The sequence below is a fragment of the Burkholderia sp. WAC0059 genome, from assembly GCF_002870125.1.
Lineage (GTDB): Bacteria > Pseudomonadota > Gammaproteobacteria > Burkholderiales > Burkholderiaceae > Paraburkholderia.
Genome location: NZ_PNEO01000012.1, coordinates 1 through 15066 on the forward strand (window position 1 = coordinate 1; position 15066 = coordinate 15066).

A 15066-nucleotide genomic window follows, 5' to 3' on the forward strand; every position below is an offset into this window, starting at 1 on the left:
CCAGCGCGATCTCCTTGCCGATGCCACTGGCCGCGCCGGTCACTACGGCGACTTTTCCTTGCAGGTCACTCATCGTTCAGTCCTCCACGTTCGGGTTCAGGGTCACACATCTGTCAGCATTCATTTCGCGAGGTAGTCGTGCACTACTTCGCCCAGGCCGAGCGTCAGGTCGGCAATCACGTGACGCGCGCCGACGATTTCGAGCACCGGCAGATCGGCGACCGGCGCAAGCGCGTGAGCGATGCTCAGAAGCAGGAGATCGCAACTTCTATTACCAATCGTCACTGTGAAGCCACTGGCGCACCGCCCTTTTTCGTTCAGGTCGTTATTGAGGAAGAGGGATCGTCGAAGCGTTTTATTGGTGGCCTGGCAACGACTGAGTACATCTGGATACGAGTCGATATGCGTGCAGGACGGTCGGAAGAGCAGCGCGAAGCACTCATGCTGCACATCGTCGGCGACGTGAGCCGCATTTCAGGAATTCCCGCTGAAAACGTGTGGATTAACCTGTGTATGCTCGAACCGACAGACATGGTGGAGTATGGCCGCGTCCTTCCAGGGCCTGGCAAGGAGCAGCAATGGTTCGAGACTCTCCCTCTATCAGTCAGGATGCGGTTGGAGAGCCTTGGCATCGATCAGCACAAGTTCCAGCTTTGATATTGGGCTCACAGGTTTCTGAATTACCGACTCGGGGCCTTCGTGGGCAGCGCCGCTGATATCGACGTCAAGGAGATGAAAATGCAACCAACCGCAGTTGTCGTGGGCGTGGGTTCTGAAGAGGGACTCGGCGCCGCAGTGGCCCGTCGCTTCGCAAAAGGGGGCTTTCACGTAATCGTCGGCGGACGAACCGCGAAGAAGATTGAGCAGGTAGCAAGCAGTCTCGGCGATAGCAATGGCACGCCGGTCCAAGTCGACGCCACCAAGGAAGAAGACGTGTTGCACCTGTTCCATGCTGCATCGACGCCAGGAACAGGAAGGTCACCGGCGAGCGTTGTAATTTTCAACGCGGGCAACAACCAGCACATTCCGTTTCGTGAACTGTCAGGTGCGCAGTTCGAGGATTTCTGGCGCATAGGGTGTTTCGCCGGCTTCCTCGTCGGCCGGGAGGCCGTGAATCTCCTGCTACCTCAAGGGGCTGGAACGATCATTTTTACGGGAGCCTCGGCAAGTCTGAGAGGCCGTCCCGGTTTTGCGCACTTTTCGGCCGCGAAGGCCGGACTTCGCATGCTCAGTCAGAGCATGGCCAGAGAGTTCGGACCGCAAGGTTTGCACGTTGCCCATGTCGTGATCGACGGCGGAATCAACGGCACCAGATTGAAAGCCTTGCGACCCGAGATAGTCGATGAGCGGGGAACGGACGGGTTGCTGAACATCGATGCCATTGCCGAAACGTATTGGCAATTGCATCTACAACATCCGACGGCCTGGACACATGAGATCGACCTGCGGCCGTTCAAGGAATCGTTCTGACTTCCTCCGCGCGGACGGGTTGATGATACGCTCCGGACGCAAGTGCGATTTCCGCTCACAGCCGAAAGTTCCGGGGGTACATTTGGGGGTATATTTTCAGCAAAAAACTTCGTTTCCACCTGATATAGCAAGCTTCGTCGCTCATTGCGATTCCCGGCGGCGACGCGCGCTGTCCGTCAGCGCCTCTTTTTCGCATGCGAAACTTGCATATGGAGTCGGCGTAACAGTATTGCAAGGGTCGCATCGCACCACTTTTGGGAAAAGATAAATCGCCACATCTGATATCTGATAACTGCCTTGTCATGAGTGGCAATTGCTCTTTTGTGTACCGCTAACCAGCACTCATTTCCCAGAATGGCGCCGCGTTGATTGCTGAAGCCGACGGCGGCCAATACATCCACATCGTTGAACTGCCCATGCCGGGTCAGATCTGTGCCGCCGTCGCCACTTATGAATGAGCCGCTGTCCACCATTCAGGCATTCGGATGGCGAGGGCAATCAGTTCAATACATGATCTTGCCAGCCCGGATGGCCTGTCGTGCTTTTGCCAGCGCCGCCTCGCGCGCCTGGTATTCGTTTTTTCCATCCCCCAGAAAGGTCGACTGCGTCCATTCTCCATTGGAGCGCAGGACATGCACCTGGCACCGGTAACGGTTGGACCGGAGTTTGTTGATCGGGTAAATCACGACGTCGTGGTCCTGATCGAGCGACTCCCTACGTGGTCCCGGCACCCCTCGTACCGGCCCTGCCCCGCGGCCCGTCATTTCAGGATGAGGAAATCCCGCTCCGCGCGGGGATCAAACCAGGAGGGAGGTCGGCCGCGTCCCGACCAAGTCGCCCCCGACCGGGGATCGCGGTACTTCGGCACCGCGCGGCGGCGGTGTAATGGCTTGCTACGATAACGCTGCAAGTCCTCGACGGTTAGCCCGTATTCGTCCATCTGCTGCCAGATGGAGGCAATAACCAGTCCGATTTCCTCTTCCCGCGCACGCTCGATGTCCCGCTCCAGCCTATCACGCGCCGCGAGCAATTCCCTGTAAGTCTGCATCCCCTTCAACCCCTCCGGCATGAAGCCGTCTCCAGTCAGGGAATGTCAGCCCGCTCCGGTCGCGAGGCGCACCCTCACGATGCTATCCCCCGTCCGTCAGACGTCCCTGCCAGCCGCCCTCATTAATTGCCATAATTTAGCGTTTTAGCCATATACCAGGTGCCATTCCGCCAGCATTCCCTCATTACTACCTCTCACAGCGCGCGCCATCCCCAGCTACGGCCAGCCGCACCGCCCATGCGCCGTTCTATCCGCTGCTACCCTTTGGAGGCTCCGGAGCCCGATGCTATAGTTGTCACCAAAATGTCACAAATAGCCCTGATGCCCTGTTCTGCCTGCCTGCGACTGTCCAACGGAACTCATGCTGGCGCGCCCCACCCCGAGCTGACTCCAGTCAGCCGCCAGCACCGGTTGCGCCCCATGTTCCGGCGACCCATTGTGGTCATCCGTTACCACTGCCGGATATGCCTGACTAACTGGCTGCGGGAACTCGACTCACTCAGCTCAGTACCGGAATCGTGGATCTGCCAGCACGAAGCAACGAACATCCCCACACCAAGGGAATCCGGCAAGACACGCGATGCCCTGCGAAGCGCCCCTGCGACGACGAACGACACCGTCGTCACCGCGACATCCGCCCGGAGCGCATCAAATACTCGCCTTCACAACCAAGGGACAACCTGACCAGTGCTTCATCGCGCGCTAGATAACACCTGCATGACAGTCAACGCACATGGTTAAGCAAAAGAGCTTAACGCCCGCTATCCGCGCATCCATGAACATTTTTGGTCTTTTGGTACGTACAACTTGGCATTGTTGGACGCCCCTACCCATCCAGATGCCCGCATGCCCACCACTGCATCGAACCGTCCTGCAAAAAAAAGCGCCGGCACGAAACCGACGCAAAAGAAGGTTCCGGCTACTCCTCTAAGGTCATTCCGGAACCTTTGCGACACCTGCTCTTTCGCGCCGCGACACGCGCGCCGCGCTCAGTCCATCCACCACCAACAGTCAGCCAGATCAACGGAGTCGCCCGTCACACCCACGACAGGTCGCAAACTATGCATGCCCATAATATATTGTTTTAGCCATATTATTAGTTATTCGATCCTTCTTCAAGTCGTTTCGACATCGCACACTGCCGGCTTTCCCAATACGGAATGCCAGTGAGGAAGAAGGAAGACGAACCACCCACCCTGGCAAAAGCCGTGGGGCGCGCCATCGCCCGCCACCGCCGCGCGGCCGGTTTAACGCAGGAACAGCTCTCAGAAGCGGTCGGGATTGCGCAATCCTCGCTCTCGCACATCGAGCGCGGCCTTGTCACGCCCAGCCTGGAGCGACTTGCCGGCATTGCTGAACAGCTTGGCTGCCGGCTTGTCGACCTTCTTGCCGAATCGGGAAATGGGGCGGCGGATCGCGCCGCACGCATCCACGCAAAACTTTCCGCCCTTGAGCCGGAACAGCAGGCCGCCGTCGAGACGCTGGTGGATACGGCTATGGCGCTGGCTGCCCCTTCGGCCGCTCGCCGTCGCTCACGCAAAGGGACGCTGTAGCGCATCACCTGCCAGCAGGTGACATGTCGATACTCCGAGCGCCTTCGCCTGGAACATACCCGCGACAGCATCACGCAGGGACGTTGCAAGATCAGCGCGATCGCCCCGAACTGGACCCGCTGCCGGAAGAAAGCAGGCCAGGGACGCTTCCGGCCTGGTCGACTGCCCGCACCATCACAGGCTCCACGCAAATCCCAGGCTCACCGTCTGCGCCCAGGTGCGCGATGCGGGCTCATACCACTCCCCGGCCAGCCCGCCGAGAACGCCCGCCTGCGGTGGAGATGCGCCATAGGCAAAACGCGTCGCCCGATAGTCCAGCCGAAGGTGCGTCCGGCGCCCGACGGCCACATCGAGGCCCAGGCCAGCATTGCCTTCGAACCGGGTCCCGAGCACATCGGGCGCAAGGTCCACGGTTTTCATGCGGGCATCAAAAGTACGCTCGGCGGTCAGATCCCCCTCGACAACCACCGTCGATGTCAACGCATACTGCACGAGCGCACCAACACCGGCCGCCTGATGCTGATAGCGCTCAATCGCGTTGCGCATCCAGTCATGAAAATCATAGGCGAGCCACGGAATCAGCCGCAGGCGTCCCCCTGCGAGCATGGCAACCGGGTAGCCGAGCCTGCCGGATGCATCAACCTGTGTGCCCCAGTCACGATACGCCCGAGATGCCCCGTAGCCTGTCGGCGACAGGGTATCGAAGGCGAATCCTGTGTAATCTGTGCCGCCCCGTGCATATGACACGGTTGCCTGCGCATACACGCCACCCAGAACCGGAACATGGAATTCGCGACGCCATGATGCTGCAACCGCCGGCTGCGTACCCACCTCGGAATCGAGATAACGTGCGCCGGCGGGCTGGTTGCGGGCAACCTCGTGATAGGACAGCCAGCGGGCTCCGGCTGACAGCCCGAGTTCGTTGTCGACCGAATCAATCACTGACGGTGGGACCGCGACAGCCTGCGCATCATCCGCCCAGGCACAATTCGTCCAGAGCGCCCACCAGGCCGCCGCCACAACGCCCACCCATCTCGCACCAACGATGCAGGAGACGAGGCGAGCCGCTATGCGGGTCATGGCGACTCGAACAGGCGCGCGGAGCTGAACGGCACGGCGAGAGAATGGCACGCGGACGATCAGATGCCGGGGATCAGTGTGAGCCCTGCGCACCACGCGCGCGCAAGAAACGAATCCTAGCCGGCATGCGATACGGCGTTGCGGCCCACCATAGCGCCTTTAAGGCGCGCCGCAACCGACGGCGCACCGGCAACGGAATATGTGCACCGACAGAGCGGGCAATACCGAGCACGCGCCACGTGGTACTCGCCCGAATCACACCGAGTTCATCCTGCGCCGATGAAAATCTGATGCTGGCGGCAGACAGGTCGGCCTGTAGCTGGCCGATGACTTGCTGGCCGGCTGCCACATCTTCCCGCAGACGCGTCGTTTTTACCATTTCGTCCGACAGGAGCGTACGCAGGTTCTTTTCGCTCTGCCCGTGCGCGTCCAGTTGTTGCTGCAGGGTCTTGACCCGCTCGCCCAGTTCAACACGCGTCTGGTCGAGCATAAGCTGCGGCGAAACGGCTGCGCCCAGCCGGGCATACACCTGCCGTGTCCGCACGCGCACATCCTCACTGGCCGCAAACAAAGGGCGCACGCCCGGCGGTATGCTCGCCCCCGGACACAACACGCCGAGGCCATGGCCGTGGATGAACTCAAACGAGGGGTGCCTCTCCTTCAACTCCTCCCACAAGCGCCAGACACCGAAGCCACGCTCCCGAACATTGGTATCGTGAAACAATACGACGGCCTGCTCCGACAGCTTCGGCAACCAGGTGGTGTAATCGTCCACCACATCTTCGTAATGGTGCCGGCCATCGATATGCAGCAGGTCGATCTCGCCGTCGGAAAAATACGCGCACGCCTCATCAAAACGGGCACGGATCAACTGCGAGAATCCGGAGTAGTGCCGGTCCTGGATACCGGACAGATCACGAAACACGTCCTCACCATAAAACCCTGCATGTTCGTCGCCTTTCCATGTGTCAATGGCATAACAGGCAGTCGGTAACCTGAGCCGCTCGACAGCCTGACACAAGGCAAGAAACGAAAAGCCGGTATGTGTGCCGAGCTCAACAAATACGCGAGGCCGTAAAACATCCATCAGCCAGAATCCAAACGGAGCGTGCTCCAGCCACGCTGACATCACGACATGCTGTGGTGCCCAGAACGACACAGGGCTCACGCACGGCAACAACATCCCCAGGCCCTCGGAAACTTGTCTCGCGGGCACGTCAATCTGTTCGAACATTGCATTTCCCCCAAAGTGAAGGCCCATCTATCCAAGGCGATAGCAACAGGTGCGCATGAGCGGTCGGCTCGAACGTTTTTTCCTGTGAAGCAACCGGGATCAACGCAAATTCACAGGCTCCACTCCGCCTGGAAGTGCAGACCGCCGGCCATCGGTCTACCGTCAACCTTCCCGTTTGCGCAAGACCAGCGTGTTGAACTACTTTCGTCCACAACAAGTGCCCGGAAAAGAGAATCGGCATGTCTTCCGCCAGGCTCCACACGATCACGTCGACCAGCTCGCTGCCACAGCGGGATACCCATCGTCCAGTCACGGGTTCGACATGCGCTGCAAAGAGCAGCAAGCCACAACAGCAATACGGCATAAACGCAATGACTATGAGCATGAGCACCATGACACCCCCCGCATCAACTGGCTACAAATCAGATCAGGCTGGCACCGGTGTCACCAGGCAGCCCATCCGTAGCAATCTCCCCATATTTCGTCAGCAATCCCTAGTTTTTACATCGCCCGCAGCCACCTGAGACGTCGGAGCGCTCGCGTGCCACATGCCTTCACAGAAAAATCAGCGACCGGCGCCGCGCAGCCAGCGTCTACACTTCACCCTGTCGCCGATCGCCTGCCCTCCTGCCCACCGCCAATGCCCAGGCTGCCAGACAGCGCCTTTGCGGGTGCTGCATCGGGATTGGGCTGGATGTGCAGACGAATCCGCAACGGTTGCCGCATGTCGGGTGGCGGGGAACTCGGAACAGGATGAACCGTGAGCAGCGTACGCAACGTGGCATCGGCTCCGGTGTCTCCGAGCGAGTCGAACAGCACCTGCGTCACACGGCCATCCGGTCCGATCCATGCCCGGACCAGAATCGTCGACGCAGGAGGATGATCCGGACTGGCCTCGCCCATACGCGCATCCAGGTACTGATGAAATCGGTCAGCATCTGGATCGTCTGCCTCGATCCACGCCTGAAACTGCTGCCCCACCTGTTGTGCGTAGATCACCCATGACTGGGGAACATCCGTCGTTGCGGCACGCGACGGCATGCCGGGCACCCCGGTCAGCATTGCCACGACCGCCGCGCCGAGACGGCGCCAGTATCCAAGCTTTGTCACGATTATCCTCATCACGTCCAATCCGGCCTGACACCGCGCAGCCCAATGCGAAACGGACCCGCGGACCCGCCTTTCGCGCCATCACTCACCGCGCATCGGCACATACAACCGCGCGTTTCCGCGCTGTATCAGCAGCGCGGCGTTCCCGCCCGCCTGCCGTAGCTGGTCCACAAACTGCGTGAACGTCGACACCGGCGCCTGGTCCACGGCGAGCACAATGTCACCCGGCTTGAGGCCTGCCCCCGAGGCCGGCCCGCTCACCTGCTCGATCAGCAGCCCATGGTCCACCTGGGCATTACGTTGCTCGGCAGGTGTCAGCGCGCGCGCGGTAATTCCCAGTACGCCCTTGCCCGCAGCACTCCCGTCGCTGGCGACCGCTGTCAGTGTGCCAACGGTCACGCCCACATGCGCTGCACCACCGTCACGCCACACCGTGAGATCCGCGGTCGAACCGGGCTTCAGTTTCGCAACAGTGACCAGCAGGTCTGCCGAGTCTTCCAGGGCTGCCCCGTTGACTGCGAGCACCACATCGCCCGGACGAAGCCCCGCCTGCGCAGCTGGCCCACCCGCCTCCACGGAGCTGACAAGCGCCCCGTCAGGCCGGGTCAGGCCAAACGAGCGGGCAAGCGACTGACTGACCTCCTGGACGGAAACACCGAGCCGGCCACGCACTACATGGCCCGACTTCAGCAGTTGATCCTTCACATCGAGTGCTATGTCGATCGGAATCGCGAACGACAGCCCCTGATATCCACCTGTACGCGAATAGATGGTCGAATTGATACCGACCACCCGACCCTGCAGGTCGAACAGCGGACCACCCGAATTGCCGGGATTGATGGGCACGTCAGTCTGGATGAAGGGGATATAGGATTCGCCAGGCAGTGATCTCGACTTCGCGCTCACGATCCCGGCCGTAACCGTATTGGCAAATCCGTAGGGCGAGCCGATCGCCATCACCCAGTCGCCCACTTCGGTCCGCTGCGGATCCCCTGTTGTCACCACCGGCAGGTTGTCCGCATCAATCTTCACCAGGGCAACATCCGACAGCGCATCGCTGCCGATCACCGTCCCCTTGAACTCCCGCTTGTCCGTCAGCTTGACCTCCACCGACTGCGCATCCGCCACGACATGCCGGTTGGTCAGGATGTACCCGTCAGACGTCACGATGAATCCCGAACCCAGGCTGATCTCCTCCCGGTTGCCGATCACCCGCCTTGCAAAGAACGGCGCAAGAGGATTGCCAGGCTCCATGCCCGGTGGCAACGCCAGTCCGACCTGCGCCACCTCATGCACCACACTGATATTGACGACGGTAGGACCGTACCGTTTCACCAGCGTCGCGAAATTCGGCACGCTCACCTGAGGCACTGCGTTGCCCGGCCCCTGCTGCGCCATGACTGGCGCAGCAACAGACCCGGCCAGCACGAGCAGCATCGCGGCACAACCACAGCGCCACACGGCCATGCGTCCCCGTTCCTTTCGTTCACCGCCACCACGTACCATTCCCGTTCCCCTACCGTTCCTGATCCGACAGCACCTCAGTCACCGACCATCCCGCCCGTGTCGTGCAGATCAATCCAGTCGATCACCCACCGCCTTGCATGCTGGACAGCCTCTTCTGCACGTCCGAAACATTCCCGTGGCGGAAACGTCCGGCTCACCACCATCACACCGCTGACACGACGCGTAATGATCACCATCGCGCAGAACTGCCCATCAGGCTTTCGTACCGGCTCACAACTCAGGCAGTACGGACCATGCTCAAATACAACCGTTACCATCCCTTCATCCTGGCTACCCTATAAAGGGCGCCTATTATCCGGGAACGGCCTGACAGGCTTGTGCATACCGCCGCCCCGATCGCTTTACGCGTGTTGCCGTCCAACAGACCTTCCCGCGTCACTCGCGCACGGCAGGCGTGGCGATGAACCGCTCGAATGCCCGCACGTCGCGACTGCTCACACCCGGCAGGTCCCCCGTCATGAACTGCCCGTCGCGGTCCAGCACCTCCCAGCAGATCATCTGCGCGCCCGTCGGAAACGGCGTGAGGACGGGTTCGAGATAGATCATCCTGAAAAACTGCACATCCTCCGCGCGCTCCGGCAGCCAGAGATCACTCACATCGCGGATGCGGCGATCGAAGAAGAAATGCACCCAGGTCGATCCCCCCTCCGTGCCCGGCTGCCGGATAAACCCCGCGAGTGCGAGCAGGACATAGGGAACGTCGACCTGGCGTAACCCCGTGTGCGACCACAGGTTCAGGACGTTCGCGTACTCGACCAGGCAGACAAAGCGCTGGATACCCAGTGCCGGGACCAGTTGCTTCACCATGCCGTAGTGACGGATCCAGTTCCCGAGGAAGGCCTCATACTGGATCTGGCTCGTCTGCGGATCGCGCTGCTGGCGCACGTTCAACCCTTCTGGCTGCCACGATGTCGTCGTAATCGGACACCGGCTGTCATCCGCGGCGGCGCAGTGCGCAAGGTACCGCCCTGCCGGACCGCGCTGCGCCGCCCGTAAAAGCTCGCCACGACATACCGGGCACCGGCATCCATCCCATCCCTGCGGGATGCGCACCGGTGCGGTGACAGGGCCGCCGCGTAGTGGCACGGCACTTCTGCCCACACGGCTTTCACGAGACCACGACTGTGCCGGCAGATCGTGGGAGGACGCCGCGACAGAACCGGACAGCTCCGTTACGCTCCGCCTGCACGGCATCGCCCCCCTTCCGCCATCAGATGGCGTCCTTCTCGACGCACGGGTGGCGCCGGACTGAAACGATTCATGTCGGTTCGATTTCATGCTGCCCTCAATGCAACGCCGGCGGTACCGCAGGTACGGGCGCCGGCCGCTGCGGGATCGCTGACTTCTGCCAGCTGGAACCAAAACGGATGCTCTCCGCTGACCAGTTGAACGTACCCGCCTTGTTCGACGGGGACGTTGCCAGACCCTCAGCGGTATTCGATGCAGCCGCGTCCTGCGCAGACGACGCCGGCACCAGACGCCGGTTCAGGCAGTCGTACGACAGTGCACGCTCACCATTCACTTCCGCATCCACACAGACACCCTCCCGCTGGTCGCCGGACACGGCCGATGCAGCCGGTGCAGCCCATACGGCGTGCCCGGGCATGACCCACGCAAGCACCGCCAGCATGACCACCGCACGCACAACCGGTTGCCACCCGAGCCCGCCCAGTCCTGTCATGCCGTCGCCGCCGTTCATAGCCAATCCTCCGATACACCCGACAAGCGGGTACGACGCTGCGCCTCGTAGCGCTCCAGAAAGCGTGCGAACGATTTCAGCTCGCTACGTGACACCCGGGGCACCGAAATGTCCGCAAGGCGCGTCACCTGCCGCACCGGCTCCCAGTACATAATCGATGCCGCCGTCGGCAGCGGCGTCTGCAGCGGAGCCCGGTAGACCACACGGAACAGCGTGGCTGGCACTGTCCGTCCCGCACTCCACAGGTCGCCTACGTCCGCGACGCTGCCATCGAACCAGAACCGCTCACGTGTCAATTCCCCGCTCGCCGTCCGCGTGCTGATGAAACCTGCCATCACCAGCAGCACATAGGGCGCATCGTCCAGGCGGAGCGCCGGATAGGACCACAGGTTCATCACGTCGGCGTATTCAATCATCCGCGTGAACAGCGGTAGCGAGAACCACGGCGTCACCTCCCTCACCCGCCGGTAATGCCACTGCCACTGCTGCAGGAAGCGACGCCGGTATCTCAGTTCGACCATCGGATCGCGCACATATCCCACCGACATCCCCGGCAACTGGTAACTCGAGGTGGTCAGCGCACACCGCTCATCATCCGCCGGCTGCTCGTGCCTGAAGTAACGGAATCCACCCCGGTTGTGTCCCGTCGGCACCAGCGCCCTGAAACACAGCGGACACCGCGGCCACGATGACTGTGGCCCCCCCTCTGCCGTCTGCTGGTCAGGGACACCATAGGCATCGAGGTAACGCTCATCCAGTGGATGCAAACCCTTATCCACCGCAACCCTTGAAAACCTGACTCCCCGTCAGGGACGTCATGAACCCCGGCCCATGCAGTCCAGTCGTCTGCCATCGCCGGGACCGCGCATGTGGCGTGCGTGCCGATCGCCATCCATCCTGCATCCCCGTCCATGTTTTCCCTGTTCGTCCCCAGGTTCCGGTATCGAGGTTCAAAAGCAGGCCCCATCGACAAACTCCACGTCGCGCAGCGCCACGCCGCGCTCCCGAACCAGGCTACCGTCAGACAGGCGGATATTGGCCAGCGCCACACATCGGAACCCGCCATCCGCAGACTTCGGAATCACGATCCGGAACGACTCCCATACTTCAGGTATCCAGATCTCATCGTATGCAACCTCCTCATCAATACGGATCTCCATCGTCGCGCCGAACTCCGAACGCCAGCGTCCCTTGAGGACGCCCGGCGCACATTCGAACTGCACCGACGCGTGGCTCCACGCGAAGATCGACGCCCCGTCAGACTCGATCGCATGGAAGCCGCTGTCTGCCGGGGCAACGCGAGCCTCGCCGAGCAGCCCGCGGTAAACCTCGACCAACTGCTCCACACACCGGTCCCACGTAAAGTTGGCGTCCGCGACAAGAGTGGCCAGCAAACTCCGCCTGCGGGAGATGCCCTGCATGATCGCCATCCGGATGCCTTCGATGTCGTCGTGATCAACGTACAGGGCGCCTTCGCCGAAATACTCCCGCGCGCACCCTTCCCCGGTCACCACGACCGGCGCGCCGCAGGCGAAAGCCTCCAGTGCCGCGAGTCCTGGCGTCTCGAGCGTACTGGGCAGTGCAAAGACCGGACAGGCCGCATAAGCCGAATGCAACTCGTCGGAATCGTGCGAAAGCGGCCCCAGATAGCGCAACTGATCGCCTCCCTCGGCAAAGCACTGTTCCGCGTACGTCCTGTCGCGCACATGTCCGATGACCACCAGCGGCAATTCCGGATACGCCTTCAGCGCGTGGATCAGGTTCAACTGGTTCTTGCGCGGCTCGATATTCGCCACATTCAGTACAAAGGGACCGTCAATGCCGAACGTGGAGCGAAAGAGTTCAGGATTCGCTGGCCGCAGAAACCGGCGATCGATGCCGTTGTAGACCGTGACGAATTTCTCGCGCTCAATGTTGAACACCGCGGCGAGAAGATCGCACTCGGCATTCGAATTGCACACGACGCGATTGGCCACCACAAACATTCCGCGGATCTCGTCAACTGGATACTGGTCTTTCCTGTCCTCCGTGATCCACAGGTTTGGTGAGACCAGGACCGGCAGGCCGAGCCTCCTGACAAACCCGCAGAAATGCAGGGAGCCACTTATGCATGAAAAAAAATGCAGAAGATCGTGATCCCGGAACGGCGGCGACCACACGTCGAACAGCGTGACACCCACCTGCTGCTTATGCAGATACCGGTAATACTGCATGAGCTGCACTTCCCCACCACCCGGGGTGTGAAATGCCATCGGATACGTGTTGAACAGGATTTTCATGCTGCATCGGCCCATCTTTCTCCGCACGCCCGCAAGATCACGGCTGGCTGCTGCAACCGCGCCCGCATGACGTGCTGTACCCATCTCGCCCGTTACTGCGATGCGCTGAGCGCCTTGCGTACAGCGTCCTCGTTGATCGACACAGCCGTCGGCCCCACTGCCTTGGCGAGATAGGCCTGGGCGTTCTGCTGTGTGCGCTGCTGGCGCAGCATCGCCTTGATCTGGTCATGCACGTCAGCGAGCGGTCGCACCGTCGCAGGCTGCGTCCCGATCAGCTTGATCACGTGAAAACCCATCGCGGTCTGGACTGGTTCCGACACCTCACCCGGCTTCATGCCGTCTGTGACCTTGCGGATTTCCGGCAGCAGCATGCCCTGCGGGACCAGCCCCATGTCGCCACCATTGGCCGCACTGGACTTGTCCTCCGAATCGGCCTTCGCAAGGGTCGCGAAATCCGCGCCCGACGCATGGGCCTGCTTTGCAATGTCGACCGCCTTCTTGCGCGCAGTGTCAATCTCTGAAGCCGTGGCGCTCCGGGGAACTGCAACGAAGATCTGCGCGAAATGCAGCGAATACGGAACCGTGAACATCGCCTTGTTCTCGTCATAGGCGCTCTGGATGTCCTGCTCGCCCGGATAGTCCGCGGGCGGCCGGGCAATCGACGCCAGATAGGAATCGGCCACCGCCTGGCGCTGTGCCCACTCGACCGCCCGCTTGACCTGGGGCTGCTGGTCCCAGCCCTTCGCCTTCGCTTCATCGAAGACGACTTTCTGCGCGAGCCGCGCGCGCACGAGCTGATCGAGACGCGACGGGTCGGCGGCCAGCCGTGTACGCACGTCGGGCGCAAGATTACCCAGCATCGTCGTGATTTCTTCCTGGGTCACGGTGGCATGTCCGGCACTCGCCACCACATCATCCTGCGCCCAGGCCACCGAACCTACGCAGGCAAGCAGCCCGCACAGAGCCATCGCACTTCGTTTCATTGCTTCCACTCCTTTCGTTTCAGGCACTTCCGTACGCAGCCATCCATGGCATCAGATGACCTGGCCATCCTTTCAAGCCTGGCCCCGGGAACCCGGGCCGACCGACCGGTCGCTGCAGAATCATCGCAACACGAAACGGCTGACGGCACAGGTTCGGCAAAGGGCCCACATAAACCGGATGCGCCAGCAGCGCCGCCCGCAACGCGTCGTCATCCCCGGGGCGGTATCCGGCAAACTCGACGCGTACCACCCACCCCGCCGCATCCATCCATGACAGGATGTCCAGCCGAATGGCATCGGCACCCTGTCGAGCCGGTCTCGGCCAGTCCCCGGCACTCACGCCGTCGTACCACTCGAGCGCAGCTTCGAACTGCTCACGCAGTTGCCGCATCACGAACAGGCGCGGGTGACAATCCCAGCGCCCGCCCCAGTGCGACCACGCGCCACCGGGATCAGGAGGAAACGGGATGCCAGGGACGGCGAGTCTCATTGCATCGTGCCCGTGGTGCTGTCACTCTGGACCAATGCCGCAGTCGACTCCACGCTGCCGGGCGCGCTGCCCGCAGGACGCTCGGCTGCCGCCATGGCAGGGCGGTTGCGCAGATGCAGCACGAACTCCTGCATCAGCCGGTCCCACAATTGCGTCATGGAGGTCAGGTGACGGACGCTCACCCCGCCGGACACGACCACATCCATTTCCAGCACGAGAAACTGCCCCTGGGCGGACAGGCGGGCAAACCGCTTGGTACGCGCCCACGACGGAACCAGCTCGACGGGAATATCGCCCTGGACCTGCATGACACATCCCAGGGTGAAATCGAAGAAACGCCCCTCTTCGGCCGCACGATTGCCAAAGCGCACGGCAAAGCCGATCCCCTGGCTTGCGCTCATGAGCTGCACATGGCCGTTCTGCTCGGCCGGCGTCACGCGATAGCCCGACTCCCGAAGCAGATCCGCCAGCTCGTCTACCGAGACTGATTCGTAAAGCGGCACGGCCCCCGGTACCTCCACCGCTGCCTCAGCCGCTGCCTGTGCTGCCCGTTCCTGTTTGCTTGCCATCTCTGTCTGTCCTGTGAAAATTCG

General features: G+C 61.7%; 17 protein-coding genes and 1 pseudogene. 3 read left to right on the forward strand and 15 right to left on the reverse strand.

The window, feature by feature from the left end:
* Positions 1 to 120 precede the first annotated feature (120 nt).
* Positions 121 to 237 (reverse strand): annotated as a pseudogene (locus CY652_RS24850) (acetoacetate decarboxylase family protein); the annotation flags it as partial.
* On the opposite strand from CY652_RS24850, the gene CY652_RS13580 reads away from it, so the two are divergent.
* Positions 235 to 657: a tautomerase family protein gene (locus CY652_RS13580; protein WP_258002308.1), complete on the forward strand. Its 423-nt coding sequence runs from the start codon at positions 235 to 237 to the stop codon at positions 655 to 657. The pseudogene CY652_RS24850 and the gene CY652_RS13580 overlap by 3 nt on opposite strands.
* A 75-nt stretch (positions 658 to 732) precedes the next feature.
* A complete protein-coding gene (locus CY652_RS13585; protein ID WP_102131378.1) occupies positions 733 to 1470 on the forward strand; it encodes an SDR family NAD(P)-dependent oxidoreductase in 738 nt (245 codons plus the stop codon).
* A 503-nt stretch (positions 1471 to 1973) separates the two neighbouring features.
* Here CY652_RS13585 and CY652_RS24040 read toward each other — a convergent pair.
* Both CY652_RS24040 and CY652_RS13590 read right to left on the reverse strand, forming a co-directional pair.
* On the reverse strand, positions 1974 to 2156 hold the full coding sequence (locus CY652_RS24040) for a hypothetical protein (RefSeq protein ID WP_146010101.1): 183 nt from the start codon (positions 2154 to 2156) through the stop codon (positions 1974 to 1976).
* A gap of 74 nt (positions 2157 to 2230) precedes the next feature.
* Positions 2231 to 2539 carry an H-NS histone family protein gene (locus CY652_RS13590; protein ID WP_374703661.1) on the reverse strand — a complete coding sequence of 103 codons (309 nt, stop codon included), beginning with the start codon at positions 2537 to 2539 and terminating at the stop codon, positions 2231 to 2233.
* 1145 nt (positions 2540 to 3684) lie between these two features.
* Between CY652_RS13590 and CY652_RS13595 the strand changes: the two genes are divergently transcribed.
* Positions 3685 to 4071 carry a helix-turn-helix domain-containing protein gene (locus CY652_RS13595; RefSeq protein ID WP_258002309.1) on the forward strand — a complete coding sequence of 129 codons (387 nt, stop codon included), beginning with the start codon at positions 3685 to 3687 and terminating at the stop codon, positions 4069 to 4071.
* A 174-nt stretch (positions 4072 to 4245) separates the two neighbouring features.
* Here CY652_RS13595 and CY652_RS24045 read toward each other — a convergent pair whose 3' ends face one another.
* The 12 genes from CY652_RS24045 to CY652_RS13645 form a co-directional block, all read right to left on the reverse strand.
* Positions 4246 to 5151 (reverse strand): hypothetical protein, encoded by a 906-nt coding sequence (locus tag CY652_RS24045; RefSeq protein ID WP_146010102.1) that lies wholly within the window; start codon positions 5149 to 5151, stop codon positions 4246 to 4248.
* A gap of 73 nt (positions 5152 to 5224) precedes the next feature.
* The gene (locus CY652_RS13605) at positions 5225 to 6385 is read right to left on the reverse strand and encodes a class I SAM-dependent methyltransferase (RefSeq protein WP_219723739.1); all 1161 of its coding nucleotides are present in this window, start codon (positions 6383 to 6385) and stop codon (positions 5225 to 5227) included.
* Between the two features lie 600 nt (positions 6386 to 6985).
* Complete coding sequence (locus CY652_RS13610) at positions 6986 to 7507, reverse strand: YbaB/EbfC family DNA-binding protein (RefSeq protein ID WP_180970586.1); 522 nt, start codon at positions 7505 to 7507, stop codon at positions 6986 to 6988.
* Positions 7508 to 7576: 69 nt separating this feature from the next.
* Positions 7577 to 8962: a Do family serine endopeptidase gene (locus CY652_RS13615; protein ID WP_102131240.1), complete on the reverse strand. Its 1386-nt coding sequence runs from the start codon at positions 8960 to 8962 to the stop codon at positions 7577 to 7579.
* Between the two features lie 74 nt (positions 8963 to 9036).
* The gene (locus CY652_RS24050; protein WP_146010103.1) at positions 9037 to 9279 is read right to left on the reverse strand and encodes a hypothetical protein; all 243 of its coding nucleotides are present in this window, start codon (positions 9277 to 9279) and stop codon (positions 9037 to 9039) included.
* 118 nt (positions 9280 to 9397) lie between these two features.
* Positions 9398 to 9907: a hypothetical protein gene (locus CY652_RS13620; protein WP_146010104.1), complete on the reverse strand. Its 510-nt coding sequence runs from the start codon at positions 9905 to 9907 to the stop codon at positions 9398 to 9400.
* A gap of 400 nt (positions 9908 to 10307) precedes the next feature.
* On the reverse strand, positions 10308 to 10721 hold the full coding sequence (locus CY652_RS13625) for a hypothetical protein (RefSeq protein ID WP_258002310.1): 414 nt from the start codon (positions 10719 to 10721) through the stop codon (positions 10308 to 10310).
* On the reverse strand, positions 10718 to 11488 hold the full coding sequence (locus tag CY652_RS13630) for a hypothetical protein (RefSeq protein ID WP_146010105.1): 771 nt from the start codon (positions 11486 to 11488) through the stop codon (positions 10718 to 10720). Before CY652_RS13630 ends, CY652_RS13625 begins: the two co-directional genes overlap by 4 nt.
* 183 nt (positions 11489 to 11671) lie before the next feature.
* Positions 11672 to 13000, reverse strand: coding sequence for a glycosyltransferase (locus CY652_RS13635; RefSeq protein WP_102131243.1), 1329 nt, complete (start codon positions 12998 to 13000; stop codon positions 11672 to 11674).
* Positions 13001 to 13092: 92 nt separating this feature from the next.
* Positions 13093 to 13983 carry a peptidylprolyl isomerase gene (locus tag CY652_RS13640; protein ID WP_102131244.1) on the reverse strand — a complete coding sequence of 297 codons (891 nt, stop codon included), beginning with the start codon at positions 13981 to 13983 and terminating at the stop codon, positions 13093 to 13095.
* 19 nt (positions 13984 to 14002) lie between these two features.
* Positions 14003 to 14473 carry a hypothetical protein gene (locus CY652_RS24055; RefSeq protein WP_146010106.1) on the reverse strand — a complete coding sequence of 157 codons (471 nt, stop codon included), beginning with the start codon at positions 14471 to 14473 and terminating at the stop codon, positions 14003 to 14005.
* Positions 14470 to 15042, reverse strand: a complete 573-nt coding sequence (locus tag CY652_RS13645; protein ID WP_102131245.1) for a YbjN domain-containing protein — start codon at positions 15040 to 15042, stop codon at positions 14470 to 14472. Before CY652_RS13645 ends, CY652_RS24055 begins: the two co-directional genes overlap by 4 nt.
* Between the last annotated feature and the right edge of the window lie 24 nt (positions 15043 to 15066).